The sequence below is a fragment of the Streptomyces sp. NPDC001544 genome (assembly GCF_042894285.1).
GTDB lineage: Bacteria > Actinomycetota > Actinomycetes > Streptomycetales > Streptomycetaceae > Streptomyces.
Genome location: NZ_JBIAVN010000014.1, coordinates 99841 through 116386, shown reverse-complemented (window position 1 = coordinate 116386; position 16546 = coordinate 99841). Strand labels below are relative to the sequence as shown.

Sequence of the window (16546 nt, the reverse complement as noted above, 5' to 3'; positions counted from 1 at the left end):
GAGGCTTCGACGCTTAGAGGTCCTTACAAAGGCGTGGGACGTGGCGGTGGGTGATGAGGCAGGTGGCGAGGCCGAGGAAGGCTTCGTGGATGTCGTCTCGTGGTTCCAGGCGGATCCGCAGGCGGCGGAAACCGTGGAGCCAGGAGATGGTCCGCTCGACGACCCAGCGGAAGGTGCCCAGGCCCGTGCCGTGTGGCTGGCCTCGTTCGGCGATCACGGGGCGGATGCCCCGCTGCCTGAGCAGCCTGCGGTACTTGTCGTGGTCGTAGCCGCGGTCCGCGAACAGCATGTCGGGCCGGTGCCTGGGCCGGCCGACGACACCGGCCACGGCTGGGGCCTTGTCCAGCAGCGGTATCAGCTGGGTGACGTCGTTGCGGTTGCCGCCGGTCAGCGACACCGCGAGCGGGATCCCCTGACCATCGGTGAGGACGTGGTGCTTGCTGCCCGGCCGTCGAGCGGGGCTTCCTCTAGAACCGTCACAGGGGCGCGGTCGAGTAGAAGCTTGCCACGCCACAGACTCAGTCCGGTCACCACTCCGACTGCCCGCAGAGCCTCCTGCCCGCCCTTCCCGGGCTCGGTCACAAGCACGGCGAACCCTGGCTCCTCCACGGACACATCTGTCCCCTGAGCTGCCACGCATCGGGCCCTTCACGGAACTGCGGCCAGAGCCAAATTCATACAGCGCCATCAGGGCGTCTGCTTGGAAAGTTGTGCGGTGCGTTCGGGGTGGGCGGCGGTGACATAGCGCATGGCGGTGTCTTCGGTGATGCCGAAGAGCCGCATGAGCTTGAGCGGGGCCAGCGCTGGCGAGAGCCTCGTCGAGGATCCGGTCTTGGCGAATCCGGTCTAAGGGACGTCCCGCAATTCGTTATCCGGCAAGAGCAAGGTTGTGCAGGCGGGGCGATGCCCAGCATGGCGTGGTGCACACCGTCGCCTTTCAAGCGGCAGTCATGGAGGATCTTCCAGGTCTTCATGTGGGCGAAGGCGTGCTCGACGCGGGCACGGACGCTCTTGTGTGAACGATTGTGCTCCTCCTTCCAAGGGGGCAGCTCTTCGTCCTTGCGCTTGCGGCGGTGGGGGATGACCAAACCGGTGCCGCGGTAGCCGCCGTCGGCGATCGTGGTGGTCTTTCCGATAGCGGCTTTGGCACCGGACTCCTCCCACGCCTTGCAGTCGTTGCGGTTGCCCGCGACGGGCTGGCCGACCGCGACGACCAGATAAGTGTCCGCGTCGATGACCACTTGGTGGTTGATGGAGTACCGGTAGTTCTTGGACTGCTCGGCGATCGTATGGTCACGCGTTGGCACCAGGGTGCCGTCCACGATCAGCACCGTGTCCCGCCGGTACCGGCGCCGGTGCTGCAGCGCCAGACGCGGACCGATGTCGTCGATGATTCGGTCCGCGGCGGACTTCGAGACGCCGAACAGCGGCGCCAGCTGCCGCAAGGTCAAGTCCGTACGCAGTACGCCGCTGCTAGCAGCACCCGGTCCTCCAGCGGCAAGCTCCACGGCCGGCCCCGCCGCACAGCATCAGCGCCCTCGCGACGCAGCGAGGTCACCAACTTGCTGAACAGCCGCGGGCTCAGCCCGGTGAACGGGGCTGTCCAAGACGACTCCGACGCCGTGATCACACCCCCAGCCACACCCGGAGCATCCCAGCTCGCCGGTTGGCCTGCGGACTTCTCACGGGTGGCGGTCCGCCCGCCTCCTCGCGTAGTGACGGCGCGCCGCCACTCCTAGCAAGGCCAAACCCGCGAAGCCGACCAGGAGCGTCGCCCACTCAGGCACATGGGCTGCCCGCAGGAGACCGGCGACGCCAAAGCTTGTATTCCACCCCGCCTCCGTGATGGCGGAGCCGAAGCCCTGGACGGCCAGGATGGCACCGAACAGCCACAGCAGTCCCTGACCTGAGCTGCTGTCCGTCCTCTGGAACTGTTTCGCCATGACGAGCTTTCCCTCCCGGTGTCCACGCATCATTCCGATGCGATCGCATCACATCGTGCAGCGGAACCGGATACGATGCAAGTGCATCAGATCGCGGGAAGGAGCAAACCGTGCCCAGGCAGGTCGACTACGAGGACCGACGCCGACGGATCGCCGAGGCGGTCTGCACCCTGATCGCGCGCTCGGGCATGGAGGCCGTCAGCCTCCGCGACGTCGCGGCCCAGGCCAACGTGTCCATGGGCGCTGTCCAGCGGTGCTTCCGCACCAAGCAGGACATGCTGCTCTTCGCACTGGAGCACATCTCCCAACACGTCAGCGAACGCGCCAACCAGCGCATCGCCGCCACATCCACCCCCCAGGCCGCGTCGACCTTGCTGTTCCATACCCTGGCCGAACTCGCCCTGCTGGATGAGGAATCGAGGACACAGGCTCACGTCTGGCTGGCCTTCATCACGCATGCCCCTGCCAGCGAGAAACTGGCCGTCGTCCTGCATGACACCTATGCCAAGCTCCACAGCCTCATCGTGTGGCTCATCCGCTACGGCCAGGACACCCAGGAAATCCTCCAGCACCTCGACCCCGATCGCGAAGCACACACGCTCCTCGCCCTGGCCGACGGCCTCACGGTCCACGTCCTGGCAGGCCACCGATCCCCGGCCACGGCGCTGGCCACCCTCCAGCACCACATCGACCACCTGTTGGAAAACGCATCCGACCGCGGCTGACGCCTCCAGCCCAACACATCGGCATCGCACCAGCCTCAGGCATGCAGCCCGCTGAGAGCAGATCAGCAGTTACGGGACACCCCTTAGCCAGCCCTCGCGTTCGGCTTCGAGGATGCGGGCCAGGAGATTGTCGCGGATTTCGGTCAGGCGAGGGCGTTGGGCGGGGTCGGGGCGGAGCATGGAGCAGCGGATGCAGGCGTGTTCGTGAATACAGGAGGTGTCGAAGGCGCGGGCGCAGATGTCCGGCGATGACCTGGACGATGCGAGGAGGGAGTCCGCTGCGGATGGCGTCGGTGATGAAAATGCGCCGGCACGAGGGGAGGTCGGCAGAACAGCAGCGCATGCTGAGGACCCTTCGTGCGAGCGTGGTCAAGTGCCGCTGTGACCACGCGCCGGGCCAACCCCTGGCCCTGCATGTCGGGTGCGACGGCCACTCCACCGACGCCTACCACCTCTGTCTCGACATCGCCGATCGCAACAGCCAGCCGGAGGAGGCCGGCGTGTGCCACAAGCCGGTCGCCGCAGCGCGTCCGAGGCCACCGCTCACACCGTCACCCAAGCCCACCCAAACAGGTGGTGCACCGCCTGCCGCCGGGACGGTGGGCCCCGCCTACGATCCGTCAGCAGGTCGGCACACCGTGAGAACGCGGGAGGGCGCGGGGGATGCAGGAGCGGCAGCGGATCACCGCCCGCCGGAGTGAACTGGACGCTTTCGCCGAAAAGTTGGGCAAGCAACTCCAGGGGGCAGGCCGAGCGGCACGAACTGGCGATCGCGGAGCGGAGCGTTGAACGGCCTGGCTGAGCCGGCCCGGGCCGAGGCCGGGCTGTCGCTCCGGCATCGGCGAAGGTGGCCGGGCGGGCAGTCTGCTCATCCCGCACCACGGCGACGCGGCCGACGAGGGCGGGCTGCCCGGCGACTACCGCAAGATCCTGGCGATCGTGCGAGAGTTGGACGGCCCGGTGCAGGTCAGGGCGGTCGGCGAGCGGCTGGGGCTGGACGCCTCGGTACACGGCAAGCTGGAACCTTTGCGGGCGAAGACGACCAAGTTCGCCGCCCGGGGCTGGCTGCACAAGCGGGGCGACGGGCGGTTCACGGCACGTCCGTAGGCGCGCGGGGCGGGCCCGTAACTGACGGACCACCGGCAATGGGGATCGCCCTCCTGCTAGAGCACTAACGGCCGCTGAAGAAGTCGGTGAGGGCGGCGGCGACGGCCTCGGGCTGCTCCTCGGGGATGTAGTGACCGGCGTCGGGCACGATGACGCCGGTCACGTTCTCGGCCCACGGGCTGATGGAGGACGCCATATCCGGGATCGAGCCGTGGCTGCTGGAGATTCCGAGGACAGGCGCGGTCAGCCGCCGTTGCTCGAGTGCCGCGCGGTTCTTGCGCGCGGACTCGGCGGCGTCTCGGTAGTAGGCGAGGCCGGCGCGCAGGCCGCCATCGACGGCGAGGGCCGCGCCGTAGTGGTCGAGCTCTGCTTCCTCGAACGCGTGGGGCGCGAGGGACTTGGTCTTCAGGAACCAGCTGATGTACTCCCGCTCGCGACCGGCTATCAGCGTCTCGGGAAGAACGGGCACCACGTGGAACGCGAAGTGCCAGGTCTTGAACGCCAGAGTCGGGTCGAGAGGGATCGCTTCCGGCATGGTGATACCAGGAATTCCGGCGTCGAGCAGCGCGACCCCGTGCAGTCGGCTCTCGTAGTTCAGGGCGAGGGAGAAGGCGACCCAGGCGCCGATGTCGTGCCCAGCGAGCCAGTAGTCCCGCACGTCGAGAGCGTTCACGGCGGCCTGGATGTGCGCGGCGACCGTGTGCGTGTCGTAGCTGATCTCCGGATGCTCGGAATTGCCTTGGCCCGGCCGGTCGATCGCTATGACCCGGAACCGATCGGCGAGAGCAGGCATGACCTTTCGCCAGGCCCACCACGTCTGCGGGAACCCGGTGAGCAGGACGACGGCTGGTCCGTCCGGCCGACCGCCTTCGACGGCGTGCAGGCGAACACCGTCGGCGTCGACCCAGCGGTGCGTGAATCCGGCCAGGTCATGCAGGGGCAGGGCGGGGACGGGGTTGGTCATGGGAATCCTCCATCGAGGCGGGTGGACCGTGATTCGACGCTAACACGTCTTGAACTGATCAGTCCAAGATGGGAGGATGGGCCGCATGGCAGGCAAGAAGCAGTTCGACATGGATACGGTGCTAGACGCCGCGATGATCCAGTTCTGGCGCTCCGGCTACGCCGACACCTCGCTCGACGACCTGTCCCGGGCGACCGGCCTGAACCGCAGCTCGATCTACTCCTCGTTCGGCGACAAGGATGCGCTCTTCCTTCGCTGCCTGGATCGCTATGCCACGCGCTACGGCGACAAGTTCGACGCCGCCCTCTCGTGTGCGGCCGAGGATCCCGTCGCCGCCGTCCGTGCGTTCTTCGATGTCACCCTGGCGCGCATCGCCGACCCGGCCGTGCCCGACGGATGCCTGATGGCCCAGTCGGTCATGGCGAGTCCGGCGCTGAGCCCGAGCGTCGCAGAGCATGTCAAAGAGTTGTTCGGCCTACAGTGCCCGCGCCTGCGCACTGCGCTGAAGGCCGGCGGAATGTCCGACGAGAACGCCGAGGACTTCGCCGTACACGTAGCGGCCGTGAACCAGTCTCTCGCGGTGATGGGTAGGGCCGGGTCGAGCCCGGAGCAACTCCGGGCGATCGTCGGTGTGACCGTCGACGCGCTCGCGCGGGCGCTGAGACCGGTCGGATAGCTGGCATATCGAATTTCTGTCTGAGAGTCATAGGCGCTTCTCAATGTTCGGAGCGGCAAGACAGATGGCTTATGTAGCCGGCGTCGACCTTGGCGGGTTGGAGAAGTCGTCCCTCTGGGAGTGACGGAAATACGCATCACGGAGCCCCAGCCCACGGTGCTGCAGGCCCTGTGAGCGTCGGGACTGCCCGACGAGGAGATCCCGGGCTACCACCGGATCGCGGTTCTCATCGCCGTGTTGATCGCCTCCGAGGCCGGGGTCAGCACCGTCACCCCCGGAGAGTACGAACAGGGCATGGAGCTGTTCCGCGTGGCGATTCTGGGCGCCGATCCCGAACGTTTCCCGGCCCTGGCCCGCTTCGCCCGCGACGTCCGTCCCCTCGGGGCGGATTGCCGCGCCGCGTTCGAAGAGATCCTCGCCGCCCAACAGACCCACATCGAGGCCACAATCTGCCCGAGCTAAGAGGTTCCGCGAGTAGAGGGTGAGCGGTCAGGGGCATCGGCGCGGTCGGGTGTCCCAGCGGTAGGTGGTCCACGCCTCGCGGACGAGGCGTCTGATAATGATGATCGCAGTGATCAAGGCGAGGAGCGCGTTGATGGCGACCTCGCGTCGTTCGGGCATGTCAGGTTGAAGCCGCGGCTGTACCAGGAGTTGGTGCGCTCGACGACCCAGCGGCGGGTGTGGTTGATCGGGATGGCCTCGCCCTTGGGCTGGACCTGCCACTCACAGCCGAGCTCGACGAGCAGGTCGCGGGTGATCTTGGAGTCGTAGCAGGCGTCAAGACGGACCCGCATCACCTTGGGAAGAGCGAGCTCGAAACGACCCAGCTTCTCCAGGGTCGGGCGCAGCAACAGGGAGGCGTTGCGGTTGGCTCCGGCGATGACACAGCCCAGCGGGATCCCGCTGCCGTCGGTCAACCTGGACCACTTGATCCCGGGTTTCTCCCGGTCAACCGGTGCTTTCCCGGCAGCCTCGCCGCCACAGGGGGCCTTGGTGATCTGGCCGTCCACGGTGATGTCGGCCAAGTCCAAGCCCACGATCCGGTCGTAGGCTGCCAGCACGATCTGCTCCAGCCGATCGAATACCCCGGCGGTGATCCACGCGTTGCGCCGCGCCCTGATCGTGGTCGCCGAGCACGAGGCGTCGGCGTGCTTCTCATACCAGCCGCCGAAGACGATCTTGGCGACGAGCTTGTCGAAGACAACCCGGTCCGGGATCCAGGGGTTGTGGCATCCCCACGGATGCGTGTCGACGTGCGGGGGCAGAAGGGTCTCGAACTGGACCCACAAGGATTGCTTGGACGGCGGGCACCGCGTAGTCCGTATTCAGGCATTGGCTTCGTCAACCCGTATCAAGGCGGAACGCGGTGCCCGCGTCATATCACCGGCCACATCTATGCGTCTGTCAGCTGCGCGCAGAGGGCGTCGACCGTGTTGGTGGCACGGGCGAGCCCGAGGTGATCGATGTAGTCTCGCGACTCGACGATCAGCCCGTCGCGGATCCGGAAGACGATGATGCCCGGCGCGGCCCAGCCCCCGTCGCCGCGGTAGGTGAACTCGCCGATGGCCACCTCGGGGTCAGCGGTCTGGTGGACGCGTACGTCCTCGACCCGGACGCCTGCCAAACCGGCTGACACTGTCGTGGCGAAGTGCTGCCGGAGTGCTTCGCGGCTGAGCAGCGGGGTGTCGCCGAGCGGGGCCATCGGGTGTCGCACGTAGGTTTCCTCGGCGTAGAACTCGGCCAGCTTGTCGACCTGGCTGCGGTCGCCGTTGTTCAGCCGGCAGGCGCCGTCGAGCATGGCGCGGAACGTCTCTTCGGGGGTTCGCATGATGGTCGGCCCTTCTAATCGGAGTCTTCACTCCGGAATATACGGAGTGAAGACTCCGATTACTAGAGGGATCACGGATCCCACCGACGCGAGGGGATCACCGGGAGAGGGAGAATGGCCGGATGCGAAGCGACGCGCAGGCGAATCGGGACCGGGTGCTGGCCGCAGCAGAAGAGGTCTTCGGCGAGTTCGGCAAAGCCGGCTCGACCGAGGAGGTCGCACGCCGGGCCGGCGTCGGGATCGGCACCGTGTTCCGGCACTTCCCGACCAAGCAGTTGCTGATCGAGGCCACGATCGTGCGGCACCTCACCCTGCTCACCGAGACAGCGCGTGCGCGAGGCGAGGACAGCGAGGCAGGAGCTGCTTTCCGGACGACGTTCCGGGAGATGGTCTCGAGGGCACCGGCCAAGCTCGCGCTCCTCGCGCTGCTGGAGGAGTCCGCCGCTGCGGCGGGCGCCCCCGACGAGGTGGAAGCTGCAGCTTCTGCGTTGCAGGACGCCGTCGAGGTGTTGCTGTCCCGGGGCCAGAAAGCCGGCGAGGTGCGCGCGGACGCAACGGTGGACGAGATCTACGTACTGATCAGGGCGCTGGCCAACGCCCGGGGCGACCGGGCTGTCGTAGACAGGGCGGTCGACATGGTGCTGGACGGACTGTCGCCGCGGCGTTGCGTATAGCCACCCTGCGGAGATCGCCCTACCGACCCACCTTGACGGCCCCGACAGCCCCTCGGAAGTGCTACTGGCCGGTGAGCGCCTCGACCGGGGACGGTACGCAGCGGGGTCAGCCCACGTTGGAGACCTCGGACCAGCGCAGGGGCGACGACGCCGGACTCGCCCGCCCGGCTGGCACGCAAGATACCGACCAGGAACCGGGCCTACTCCTCGGGTACGCCGTAGGAATCCAATATCTCGACCCGCTCCTCGCCGCCGACCGTGACCGCTCGCCCCCTACTCGCGGAACCTCTAACTGATCGTTTCAGAATGGGATCTCGGTCTGACGTCTCGACTGAGATGGTGCTCAGCGGGCGATGGAACGGGTTCGCCTGCCCGCGCGTTGGCTCGACAGGACTTTTTTTGGGGGGAGAGAGAACCTTGTCGAGCTTGAGCTTCCCGCCGGCGCGGGCGGTTGGACGCGGGGCGGCCTGGTACCGCGGGGACTGTCATGTCCACTCCGTCCGCTCGGACGGGGAACTCACCCCCGAAGAGCTGGCCGTTCGGGCGCGTGCGGCCAGGCTCGACTTCATCGCGACGACGGAGCACAACTCGGCCGCGGCCCCGGGTGCCTGGGGACATCTTGCAGCAGATGACTTCCTGATCCTTCTCGGTGAAGAGGTGACCACGAAGACCGGGCACTGGCTCGCGCTCGGCCTCAATCCCGGTGAGGTCGTCGACTGGAACTACCAGGTCAGGGACGGACTGGTTGACAAGTGCCTGGACCAGGTCCACCGAGCAGGGGGCCTGTGCGTTGCGGCGCACCCGCATGCGCCCTACGCGTCGGGCGACTTCATGTTTCCGGTCCAGGGCTTCGACGTGGTGGAGGTGTGGAACGGACTGTGGACTTCGGACCGGCCCTGGAACGCCGACAACGAGGCGGCCCTGGCCGAGTGGGGGCGGAGCCTCGCGGCGGACATCCGCACGGGCTCGTGGCGGCCGGCGATGGGCAACAGCGACACCCACTTGGAAGGTCAGATCGGCATCCCTCACACCGTGGTCTTCGCCGAGGAACTGGGCTCGCAGGCAGTCCTGGCCGGGATCCGTGCCGGACGCAGCTGGATCGCCGAGTCGGCGGATGTGGACGTGTCGTTCACCGCCAATGCCGATGGTCGCGTTGCCGGGGTGGGAGAACGACTCGCGACTCATGGTGGGCAGGTGGAAGTGCACGTGGCAGTACACGGTGTGCCGGTGGGGGCCGTCAGCTTTCACACCGATCACGGGAAGGTCCATCGAGCACCTCTCCCCGGTGGCGGGGCGGGAGTCGTGCAGTGGGACACGACGGCGAGGCAGTCGGCGTTCGTCCGCATCGAGGTCCGTCATCCCAACGGGCACGTCGCCGCACTCACCAATCCGATCATCCTCGACTGACCGCTCGTCTCATCGTGAGGTGCGCAGGCGACGGAGGCAGATGAGGCTGCAGGCCAGTTCGAGCAGGCCCTGATGGAGGTCGACGCGTCTTTCGTAGCGGATCCGGAGCCGTTTGAACTGGTGCAGCCAGGCGAAGGCCCGTTCCACCACCCCACGGACCTTGCCGAGCCCTGAGCCGTGGGCTACGCCGCGTCGGACGATCATCGGCTTGATGCCGCGATTCCACAGCAGGCGGCGATACTTGTCGAAGTCGTAGCCCCGGTCGGCATACAGGTGCCGCGGCTTGCGGCGAGGCCGTCCTCGCAGCCCCCGGATCGGCGGGACCGCGTCGAGCAGCGGCAGCAGCTGCGTGACGTCGTGGCGGTTGCCGCCGGTGAGCGTGACGGCGAGCGGGGTTCCGCGCCGGTCGACTATCAGGTGGTGCTTGGAGCCGGGACGGGTGCGGTCAACCGGCGATGGGCCGACGTGATCCCCCTTTGAGAGCGCGGACATGCGAGCCGTCAACAGCACAGTGTTGCAGATCCAACAGGTCGGCGCGGCGCAGCTCGGTCAGCAGGGCTGCGTGCAGGCGCGGCCAGACGCCAGCCTCGGTCCAGTCCTGCAGGCGGCGTCAGGCCGTCACCCGGAGCAGCCGACCATTTCGGCCGGAACGTCGCGCCAGGCGACGCCGGTCCGCAGTACGGGTGGGAGTTCAGCGACGCAGCGCGGTCTCCTGCTCCAGGCGCGACAACTTCTCGGGGTTGCGCACGAAGTACAGCCCGGTGATCAGGCCGTCCTCGGTCCGCACCGCCAGGACGCCCTCGACCTGCCCGCCGATCCGCATGATCAGTGCCAGGTGCCCGTTGATCTGCGCCGACTCCACCGACGCGGTGCCCGCGATCCTGCCCAGCCCGGCCGTCAACAGGGCGGCGACCGGATCGGCGCCCACGACCGGCTCCAGCGCGGCCTGGACGACTCCGCCGCCGTCGCTCAAGAACACCACGTCCGGGGCGAGCTGATCGAGCAGAGTCTGCAGGTCCCCTGTTTCGACCGCTCGTTGGAAGGCCAGCAGCGCCGCGCGGTTCTGGGCCTGGGACACGGCAGCACGTGGTCGCCGCGCGGCGACATGGTTCCGGGCCCGGAGTGCGATCTGCCGGACCGTGACCGTGTTCTTGTCGACGGCCTGGGCGATCTCGTCGTAGTCCAGACCGAACACCTCCCGCAGCACGAACACCGCGCGCTCGGTCGGATTGAGCGTCTCCATCACCAGCAGCATCGCCATCGAGACCCCCTCGGCCAGCTCAACGTCCTCGGCGACGTCCGGCGCGGTCAACAGCGGCTCGGGCAGCCAGGGACCGACGTAGGACTCCTTGCGCCGGCGAAGAGCACGCAGCCGCATCAGCGCCTGCCGGGTGGTGACCCGGACCAGATACGCGCGCGGGTCCTGCACAGCGTCCTGGTGGACCTTCACCCACCGCATCCAGGTCTCCTGCAGGACGTCCTCGGCGTCGGCGGCCGAGCCGAGCATCTCGTAGGCGACGGTGAACAACAGGTTCCGGTGGGCGATGAACGACTCGGTGGCCTGATCGGCACGCCCGCCTTCCACCTGCGGCTTGTCGCTTTCCATGGTTCGGTCACTGCGCTCGCTCATCACCGGCTCCATCCGTTCCGGATCTTCCTATTGCCACACACGAGATGCCGGCCCCGCAGGTCGCGTGACACCCGCCGACAGTGATATGGGTCACACCACTGTGCTGTCACGGCGCTCCGGCCACCGGCATCTCCTAGTCGATTGCGGCAACGACCACACGCGAGGAGCACACATCATGACCGCTCGTTTGAGCCTGCTCGGCAACCCGGACGCGACCGCGGCCAAGGCCGCCGGCCACTTCGGCACCGCGAGCAGGACGATCCTCCAGGAATCGAGCCTGCCTGCTGTGACCCAGAAGCTGGTGCTGCTGCGGGCCAGCCAGATCAACGGCGACGGCTACGCCACCGACGTATGGGCCAAGAACGCCGCGGTCGCCGGAGAGAGTGCCACCCGGCTGGCCCTGGTCGCGGCCTGGCGCGAGTCCACGGTGTTCAGCGACGCCGAACGTGCGGCGCTGGCCCTGACCGAGGAAGGCACCCGCATCGCCGACGCGGCCGGCGGCGTCGGCGACGAGGCCTGGACGGCCACCGCCCAGCACTACGACGAGAACCAGCTGGCCGATCTGGTGATGCTCATCGCCCTGATCAACGCGACCAACCGCATGAGCGTCATCGTCCGGCAGCGCGGCGGCGATTACGAGCCCGGCCGCCTCGGCTAGCCGGCGGCCGACCCCCGCAATACGCGATCCGTCATCCGCCGTGCGAAGGACCCGCGCGGCACCTACACCCACGAGTCAGGACAAACACCTATGGAACCCCGATTCGCTCTGCTGGACAACGCCCTCGGCGCCAAGATCGCCAAGCGCATCTACAACGTCGCCCTGGCGATCGTCGACTCGCCGCTGCCTCAGGCCACCCAGAACCTGGTGATGCTGCGCGCCAGCCAGATCAACGGCTGCGGCTTCTGCGTCGACTACCACACCAAGGACGCCACGGCCGCCGGCGAGACCGCGGTCCGCCTCAACCTGGTCGCCGCCTGGCACGAGTCCACGGTGTTCACCGACGCCGAACGCGCGGCACTGGCGCTGACCGAGGAAGGCACCCGCATCGCCGACACCCGCCAGCCGGTGTCGGACGCGACCTGGAACCGGGTGCGCGAGCACTACGACGACGACCAGATCGCGGCGCTGGTCTCCCTGATCGCCATGATCAACGCCAACAACCGGCTCAACGTGATCGTGCGCAACCCCGGAGGCTCCTACCAGCCCGGCCAGTTCGCCGACCTGGCCAACTGACTTCCAGCACGCCGACCACCGCCCGGCCCGGGATCCCCCCCGGGCCGGCACCAACGACCGCGCCGAAGGAGAGTCATGAACCTCGCATTGTGGATCGCTGCCGGCCTGCTCGCCCTGGTCGCGCTCACCGGGGGCCTCACGAAGTCCTTCATCCCGAAGGCGAAGCTCGCCACCATCCACGGCGCCGAATGGACCGCGGGATCCGGCGCCAACGCCATCAAGGCTCTGGGAGCCCTAGAACTTCTTGCCGCGGCCGGCCTGGTCCTGCCCGAGGCTCTCGGCACAGCGCCGGTCATGGTCCCGGTGACCGCCGCCTGCTGGATCGCCCTGATGATCGGCGCGATGGTCACCCATGGCCGCCTCGGCCAGTACAAGCTCGTCGCGGTCAACGTCGTCTACCTCGCCATCGCGGCCTTCATCGCGGTGGGCCGCTTCTGACCGATGACCTGACAAAAGCACAAGCCCAGCAGGCCGCGGCCGGCTGACGCGGTCACCCAATCGCGCCGACCCGCTCGGGCAGGGAACACCAACCCCTGGCCTGGCTCAGTCTCAACCGCTCCAACTGGCTGCGATCCCCCGTTGGTGTCAGATTGGTCCGGGGTGCGGGGCCTGGTCGACCCGGGTTCACAGCTCCTACCTGCGGTTTCCCGCCGACGTACCGAGCGCCGGACGAAGCGTCGTACTCCAGCTTCGGGTTTGGCGGTTCCGGTGCCGGAACACCGTGTGCTCGCGCCGGACCTTTGCGGAGCAGATACCCGGCCTGACCCGTCGGCACAGCGCGCCGAGCGGCTGCGCTCGACTCTGGCTGCGGTCGGTCTCGCCCTGGCCGGCCGGGCCGGCGCCCGACTGACTGCCATCCTCGGCGTGTCCGTGAGCCGGAGCACCGTCCTGCGCCTGATCGACGCCCTTCCCGAGCCCGAGGCGCCCGCGCCGCGGGTGGTCGGCGTGGACGAGTACGCCACCCGCAAGAGCCGCCACTTCGGCACCGTCCTGGTCGACGTCGAAACCCGCCGCCCGATCGATCTCCTCCCAGACCGGGAGGCATCGAGCCTGGCCGCCTGGCTCGCCCAGCGGCCCGGCGTCGAGGTCGTGTGCCGGGCCGCTGCACCGTTCTTCGCCGAGGGCGCCACCACCGGTGCACCGCAGGTGTCCAGGTCGCGGACCGGTGGCACCTCTGGCACAACCTGAGCGCAGCCGCCGAACGGAGCGTCGCCCAGCACCGTGGCTGCCTCCGCGCTCTGGCCCCCACAGCTTCTGAACCCGGACCCGAGGCGGTCCCAGCCGCGGACCCGTCTGCTTCGCCTTGGCCGCGCGGGCACCGGTTCGCCGACCGGACCCGGGCCCGGCACGCCGCCGGGCAGGCCCTGCTGACGGCAGGACACAGCCGGCGCTCCATCCGGCGGCAGCTCGGGATGACCTACCGCACGGTCAAGCAGTTCGCCGACGCCGCAAGCCCGGAGGAGCTGTTCACCGGCCAGTGGCAGAACCGGCCCTCCGTCCTCGACGACTACAAGCCCTACCTGGACGACCGCTGGAGCGAGGGCTACACCAACGCCTGGAAGCTGTGGGAGGAGATCGTGCCGCTTGGCTACCAGGGCAGCTGCCAGCGCGTTCGCGCCTCCCTCCACGACAAGCGCACCTCACCGCGGCCGGTGACCGCCCGGCCGCCTTCGCCCCGGGCCGTCGCCGGATGGATCCTCCGCCACCCGGACACCCTCACCGAGTCCGAACGGCTCCAGCTCAAAACCGTCCGGGCCCACTGCGCCGAAGTGGACGCCCCCACCGGGCATGTCCGCTCCTTCGCGGCCATGCTCACCGAGCGCCAGAGCGAGCGCCTGCCGGACTGGCTCGACGCCGTCCGGCAGGACCACCCGCCCAGCCTCCACTCCCTCGCCGCAGGCATCGACCGAGGCCGCGACGCCGTCATCGCCGGCCTGACCCTGCACTGGAACACCGGCGTCGTCGAAGGCCACGTCAACCGGATCAAGATGCTCAAGCGCCAGATGTTCGGCCGGGCGGGCTTCGCCCTTCTGCGGAAGCGCGTCCTCATGGCCTGATCAGCGACGGGAGGAACTCGATGGCAGCGGCCACGTCGGATGTGTCAGCCTTCCCCTCCCAGATGCCGACGGAGAAGACTTTGATGACCAGCGATGACGCCCTCAATCAGCTCAGACACATCGCGCGCGAGAGGGCATTCGGCAGGCATGTCGGGTCGGACCGGCTCATTCAGGCAGGTCTGGACGCACTGATAGCGGGGGTCGAGAGCCCGTCCCTCGCAATGCTGGCTGGACTCCTTCGGAGCGAAGAGCCCGAAGCGCCAGAGCTCTTCGACCAAGTACTGGAGGAACTGGGACTGCTCTTCCACCCGCCCGCGGACCCTCGGGCTGCAAAGTGGGCCATGGCCTACTGGATCGCCGGTCAGATCGCCGACGGATCCCTGGATCCCGCCGTCGGCACTCACCTCATCTGGGCAGACATTGCCTACGACCTCGGCTACCCCGAAGAGCTAGAAACCCTTGTGCACTGCGCGCACAACCTAGACGGCTGGGAGGAGAGCTGGGGAGTCTCCGTCGAGGAACTCAACGGAGAAGCGGTTGAGGCAGCGAAGCAGTTCCTTAGCAAGAGGTCTGCAGCCGAGGCGGGGGACCAACCCGGGGCTCGTTCCCGCCATCGGGATCGGTCAACCGCGAGCTGATCCACTCACTCAGCGTGGTCGCACCACACAACCTGAGCCAGAACCCGAGTCGTGACGGCGGTTGTACACGGGTTTGGGAGGCGCCCGTCTCCACGGTCGGGTGATGTTCACGAGTTTTGTCAGCACCCGGGTACTTGCCAGGACAGCATCGGGGTGTTCCCGGTGAAAGGGCCTGGTCATGCCGCAGATGTCGAAGGTCGAGCTGTACGCGGCGATCCGTCGGGACCACCGGGCCGGCATGACGATGCGGGAGCTGGAGCGCAAGTACAACGTGGCATGGCGGACGGTTCGCAAGGCCCTGGACTTGGCCTGGCCGGAGCCCCGCAAGCCGCGGCCGTCGGCGCTCGACCCGTACAAGGCGGTGATCGACGGGATCCTGCGGGCGGACCTGGATGCGCCACGCAAGCAGCGGCACACGGTGACGCGTATCTTCCACCGGCTGGTCGAGGAACATGGCGCCGATGTGTCGTATGCGATGGTCAGGCGGTATGTCGCCGATTTGTGCTGTGGCTGCGAACGTGCCATAACCCGGCGCGGGACCGACGCCGCCCTGACGCGCCCGCTCCGGGATCGCTGAACGCGCGCACCGGGAAGCCGTTTCATGCAGCTCTTCGAGCCGGACGAAAGCGATCCCAAGGCGATGGCCAACCTTCCGTCCGACCGTCTGACCGCCGAGCCGCTGTATCCCTGCCCGGAGCAGCCGGCCGCATCCAGAGGCGGCTGCTACTGCTACGCACCGGTCTACTTCCTTCAGCGCCACGACTCGCGCGTCACCCAGAGGCCTACGTCGCCGGACTCGCCTGGTGCCGCAACGCTCCGGTGGCCAATGGGGGGCGTGACGCCTGCACCATGGGGCTGGGCTCGCGCATCATGAAGTACAACATCGACCGCGAGCAGTGGTCCGCCGACCAGTGCGAAAAGGCGCCGGACCGACAGCTCCCGCCGTGCTTCGCCGGCCTGGTCAGCTACTACCGCGTGCATTACCACGACCACGCAGCCGCAGACCGGCTGTGCTCCAAGCTCTCCGGCCGGAGCCGCTCCCACTGCCGGCAAGCTGCCGCCGGCAGCACCTCAGCCGCTGACTGACCTCGCGCTTGCCCGACTTCGACGGAAACTGGACGCGGCCGGAGGGACAAGGGCCCAAGACGGGTCTGAACGGTGAGCGGCCCGGTCTCACGTTCGGTGGTGACGGAGAGTGGTGAAGGTCGTAGATGTGATGGACGTCAACGAGCTTGTGCAGACACTGTTTTTCCGGCCTTGCCCCGCTGGTCGTGGAGGGTGCGGCCGACGAGGGCGAGCGGATCGCGGTGCGGGCCTGGACGCCGCTGGACACCACGGTCTGCCCGGTGCGCGGGGCCTCGTCGCAACGGTGCACGGCTGTCACTGGCGAACCGTGGCCGACGTTCCGATCGACGGGCGACGGTCGGCGTCCAGGAGGAGGTTGCCAGGAGTTCGTGGCGACGGTCGGCGATGCTCACAGTGACCTGGGCGTAGGTGGGTTCGTCACCTTCGCTTGCCCGCCGACCCTGCGGATCCCGCCGGACGTTTCATACCGCGCCCGGAGCAGTCCGGCGTCGACGAGCTTGTCGAGGTGGAAGGCGGCGAGCTTGGGGGATAGGCCGACGCTGGCGGCAGCCTCATCCCGGGTCACAGCGCGGCCCGC

General features: G+C 68.1%; 17 protein-coding genes and 7 pseudogenes. 15 read left to right on the top strand and 9 right to left on the bottom strand.

The genetic code is table 11. From position 1 onward, the window contains the following. Positions 1-13: 13 nt before the first annotated feature. From ACFY0F_RS29435 to ACFY0F_RS29425, 3 genes and pseudogenes are all read right to left on the bottom strand, one after another. Positions 14-490, bottom strand: a pseudogene (locus tag ACFY0F_RS29435) (IS5 family transposase); the annotation flags it as partial. A gap of 378 nt (positions 491-868) precedes the next feature. After that, positions 869-1642 (bottom strand): annotated as a pseudogene (locus ACFY0F_RS29430) (transposase). 40 nt (positions 1643-1682) lie between these two features. Further along, positions 1683-1943, bottom strand: coding sequence for a hypothetical protein (locus ACFY0F_RS29425; RefSeq protein WP_388800690.1), 261 nt, complete (start codon positions 1941-1943; stop codon positions 1683-1685). Positions 1944-2053: 110 nt separating this feature from the next. Between ACFY0F_RS29425 and ACFY0F_RS29420 the strand changes: the two genes are divergently transcribed. Continuing rightward, complete coding sequence (locus tag ACFY0F_RS29420) at positions 2054-2668, top strand: TetR/AcrR family transcriptional regulator (RefSeq protein WP_388800688.1); 615 nt, start codon at positions 2054-2056, stop codon at positions 2666-2668. Between the two features lie 281 nt (positions 2669-2949). Here the strand turns inward: ACFY0F_RS29420 and ACFY0F_RS29415 are convergent. Next, positions 2950-3189 (bottom strand): annotated as a pseudogene (locus tag ACFY0F_RS29415) (GNAT family N-acetyltransferase); the annotation flags it as partial. 418 nt (positions 3190-3607) lie between these two features. On the opposite strand from ACFY0F_RS29415, the gene ACFY0F_RS29410 reads away from it, so the two are divergent. Then, complete coding sequence (locus ACFY0F_RS29410) at positions 3608-3775, top strand: hypothetical protein (RefSeq protein ID WP_388800686.1); 168 nt, start codon at positions 3608-3610, stop codon at positions 3773-3775. Positions 3776-3839: 64 nt separating this feature from the next. Here ACFY0F_RS29410 and ACFY0F_RS29405 read toward each other — a convergent pair whose 3' ends face one another. Next, positions 3840-4739 carry an alpha/beta fold hydrolase gene (locus ACFY0F_RS29405; protein ID WP_388800684.1) on the bottom strand — a complete coding sequence of 300 codons (900 nt, stop codon included), beginning with the start codon at positions 4737-4739 and terminating at the stop codon, positions 3840-3842. Positions 4740-4824: 85 nt separating this feature from the next. Here ACFY0F_RS29405 and ACFY0F_RS29400 point away from each other — a divergent pair, with 85 nt between their 5' ends. Both ACFY0F_RS29400 and ACFY0F_RS29395 read left to right on the top strand, forming a co-directional pair. After that, positions 4825-5415: a TetR/AcrR family transcriptional regulator gene (locus ACFY0F_RS29400; protein ID WP_388800682.1), complete on the top strand. Its 591-nt coding sequence runs from the start codon at positions 4825-4827 to the stop codon at positions 5413-5415. A gap of 156 nt (positions 5416-5571) precedes the next feature. Continuing rightward, positions 5572-5877, top strand: a pseudogene (locus ACFY0F_RS29395) (TetR/AcrR family transcriptional regulator); the annotation flags it as partial. Positions 5878-5904: 27 nt separating this feature from the next. Here the strand turns inward: ACFY0F_RS29395 and ACFY0F_RS29390 are convergent. Together ACFY0F_RS29390 and ACFY0F_RS29385 are read right to left on the bottom strand one after the other, a co-directional pair. Continuing rightward, positions 5905-6740, bottom strand: a pseudogene (locus tag ACFY0F_RS29390) (IS5/IS1182 family transposase). A 68-nt stretch (positions 6741-6808) separates the two neighbouring features. Beyond that, positions 6809-7243, bottom strand: a complete 435-nt coding sequence (locus ACFY0F_RS29385; protein ID WP_388800680.1) for a nuclear transport factor 2 family protein — start codon at positions 7241-7243, stop codon at positions 6809-6811. Positions 7244-7365: 122 nt separating this feature from the next. Here ACFY0F_RS29385 and ACFY0F_RS29380 point away from each other — a divergent pair, with 122 nt between their 5' ends. Both ACFY0F_RS29380 and ACFY0F_RS29375 read left to right on the top strand, forming a co-directional pair. After that, entirely contained in the window at positions 7366-7917 is a 552-nt protein-coding gene (locus ACFY0F_RS29380; protein WP_388800678.1) for a TetR/AcrR family transcriptional regulator, read from the top strand. Between the two features lie 336 nt (positions 7918-8253). Continuing rightward, positions 8254-9324: a CehA/McbA family metallohydrolase gene (locus ACFY0F_RS29375; RefSeq protein WP_388800676.1), complete on the top strand. Its 1071-nt coding sequence runs from the start codon at positions 8254-8256 to the stop codon at positions 9322-9324. Between the two features lie 9 nt (positions 9325-9333). Here ACFY0F_RS29375 and ACFY0F_RS29370 read toward each other — a convergent pair. After that, a pseudogene (locus ACFY0F_RS29370) lies at positions 9334-10005 on the bottom strand (IS5 family transposase); the annotation flags it as partial. Positions 10006-10015: 10 nt separating this feature from the next. Further along, positions 10016-10954: an RNA polymerase sigma-70 factor gene (locus ACFY0F_RS29365; RefSeq protein WP_388800674.1), complete on the bottom strand. Its 939-nt coding sequence runs from the start codon at positions 10952-10954 to the stop codon at positions 10016-10018. Between the two features lie 175 nt (positions 10955-11129). On the opposite strand from ACFY0F_RS29365, the gene ACFY0F_RS29360 reads away from it, so the two are divergent. From ACFY0F_RS29360 to ACFY0F_RS29320, 9 genes and pseudogenes are all read left to right on the top strand, one after another. After that, positions 11130-11612 (top strand): carboxymuconolactone decarboxylase family protein, encoded by a 483-nt coding sequence (locus ACFY0F_RS29360; protein ID WP_388800672.1) that lies wholly within the window; start codon positions 11130-11132, stop codon positions 11610-11612. 90 nt (positions 11613-11702) lie between these two features. Next, positions 11703-12188: a carboxymuconolactone decarboxylase family protein gene (locus ACFY0F_RS29355; RefSeq protein ID WP_388800670.1), complete on the top strand. Its 486-nt coding sequence runs from the start codon at positions 11703-11705 to the stop codon at positions 12186-12188. Between the two features lie 75 nt (positions 12189-12263). Then, positions 12264-12626: a DoxX family protein gene (locus tag ACFY0F_RS29350; protein ID WP_388800668.1), complete on the top strand. Its 363-nt coding sequence runs from the start codon at positions 12264-12266 to the stop codon at positions 12624-12626. Positions 12627-13058: 432 nt separating this feature from the next. Beyond that, positions 13059-13376: a transposase gene (locus tag ACFY0F_RS29345; protein ID WP_388800665.1), complete on the top strand. Its 318-nt coding sequence runs from the start codon at positions 13059-13061 to the stop codon at positions 13374-13376. 224 nt (positions 13377-13600) lie between these two features. Beyond that, positions 13601-14245 carry a transposase gene (locus ACFY0F_RS29340; RefSeq protein WP_388800663.1) on the top strand — a complete coding sequence of 215 codons (645 nt, stop codon included), beginning with the start codon at positions 13601-13603 and terminating at the stop codon, positions 14243-14245. A gap of 83 nt (positions 14246-14328) precedes the next feature. After that, complete coding sequence (locus ACFY0F_RS29335) at positions 14329-14883, top strand: hypothetical protein (RefSeq protein WP_388800660.1); 555 nt, start codon at positions 14329-14331, stop codon at positions 14881-14883. Between the two features lie 178 nt (positions 14884-15061). Next, positions 15062-15460: a hypothetical protein gene (locus ACFY0F_RS29330; protein ID WP_388800657.1), complete on the top strand. Its 399-nt coding sequence runs from the start codon at positions 15062-15064 to the stop codon at positions 15458-15460. 293 nt (positions 15461-15753) lie between these two features. Beyond that, positions 15754-15969: a hypothetical protein gene (locus ACFY0F_RS29325; protein ID WP_388800654.1), complete on the top strand. Its 216-nt coding sequence runs from the start codon at positions 15754-15756 to the stop codon at positions 15967-15969. A gap of 130 nt (positions 15970-16099) precedes the next feature. Continuing rightward, positions 16100-16327: pseudogene (locus ACFY0F_RS29320) on the top strand (ISL3 family transposase); the annotation flags it as partial. Between the last annotated feature and the right edge of the window lie 219 nt (positions 16328-16546).